The organism is Nonomuraea diastatica, from assembly GCF_004349015.1.
Lineage (GTDB): Bacteria > Actinomycetota > Actinomycetes > Streptosporangiales > Streptosporangiaceae > Nonomuraea > Nonomuraea diastatica.
This window is the reverse complement of record NZ_SMKP01000400.1, coordinates 1-1,627: the sequence shown is the minus strand read 5'-3', so window position 1 is coordinate 1,627 and position 1,627 is coordinate 1. Positions and strand designations below refer to the sequence as shown.

Genomic DNA, 1,627 nt, shown 5'->3' with positions numbered 1-1,627 from the left:
GGCCGACGGTGGGCATGCCGAGCAGCACCCCCGGGCCCGTGGAGGAACCGGCCTGGCGGGACTCCCAGGCGTCGCCCGCCCGCGTCCGCCTGACCTCGTGCACGGGCCCGTCCGCCACCAGGTGGTGCGGGGCCGCGTACGTCACCTCGACCGTCACCATGTCACCCGGCCGGGGCGTCTCCGAGCCCACGGCGAAGTGCACGAGCCGGTTGTCGGGGGCGCGGCCGGACAGCCGGCGGGTGGCGTCGTCCTTGCGCCCCTCGCCCTCGGCGACCAGCACCTCGAGCGTCCGGCCCACCTGCTTCTTGTTCTCCTCCCACGAGATCTCCTCCTGGAGGGCCACCAGCCGCTCGTAGCGCTCCTGGACGACCTCCTTGGGGATCTGGTCGTCCATGGTGGCCGCCGGCGTGCCGGGACGGATGGAGTATTGGAAGGTGAAGGCGTTGGCGAAGCGGCTCTGCCTGACGACGTCGAGCGTGGCCTGGAAGTCTTCCTCGGTCTCGCCAGGGAAGCCGACGATGATGTCGGTCGAGATGGCCGCGTCCGGCATGGCGGCGCGCACGCGTTCGATGATGCCGAGGTAGCGCTCGGCGCGGTAGGAGCGGCGCATCGCGCGCAGCACCCGGTCGGAGCCCGACTGCAGCGGCATGTGCAACTGGTGCATGACGTTGGGCGTCTCGGCCATGGCGGCGATCACGTCGTCGGTGAACGCGGCGGGGTGGGGCGAGGTGAAGCGGACCCGCTCCAGGCCCTCGATGGAGCCGCACGCGCGCAGCAGCTTGCCGAAGGCCAGCCGGTCGCCGAACTCCACGCCGTAGGTGTTGACGTTCTGGCCCAGCAGCGTGACCTCGAGGACGCCCTGGCCGACGAGGGTCTCGACCTCGGCCAGGACCTCGCCGGGCCGGCGGTCCTTCTCCTTGCCGCGCAGGGAGGGGACGATGCAGAACGTGCAGGTGTTGTTGCAGCCGACCGAGACGGCCACCCAGGCGGCGTAGGCGGACTCGCGCTTGGTGGGCAGCGTCGAGGGGAAGACCTCGAGCGACTCCTTCAGCTCGACCTGCGCCTCGCCCTCGATGCGGGCGCGCTCCAGCAGCACCGGCAGCGAGCCGATGTTGTGGGTGCCGAAGACCACGTCGACCCATGGCGCCTTGCGGACGATCTCGCCCTGGTCCTTCTGGGCGAGGCAGCCGCCCACGGCGATCTGCATGCGCGGGTTGCTCACCTTGGCGGGCCGCAGGTGGCCGAGGTTGCCGTAGAGGCGGTTGTCGGCGTTTTCCCGCACGGCACACGTGTTGAACACGACCACGTCGGCGCTCTCGCCGTCGGGGGCGGGCACGTAGCCGGCATCCTCCAGCAGGCCGGAGAGCCGTTCGGAGTCGTGGACGTTCATCTGGCACCCATATGTGCGCACTTCGTAGGTGCGGGCGCTCTCCTGGGTCACAGTCATGGCGCTTTCCAGGGTAGTCGTTGTCAGGCTTGAGACGGCCCGTACCGATCTAATACTCCAGTGACACATCGCGATCATGGATCGGATCGGCGCTGGTAGTGGTAGTGCCGGGCTGTGGCTTGGTGGCGTCGGCGCCAGTGTGACCAGCGCAGAACGTCCGTGATGGAGCGGTGCCGGATC

1 protein-coding gene is annotated in these 1,627 nt (G+C 69.8%); it reads right to left on the bottom strand.

Features of this window, described 5'->3' with window-relative positions; genetic code table 11:
- A partial coding sequence (gene miaB / locus E1294_RS51850; RefSeq protein ID WP_220448451.1) for a tRNA (N6-isopentenyl adenosine(37)-C2)-methylthiotransferase MiaB occupies positions 1-1,447 on the bottom strand: 1,447 nt, incomplete at its 3' end.
- Positions 1,448-1,627 lie beyond the last annotated feature (180 nt).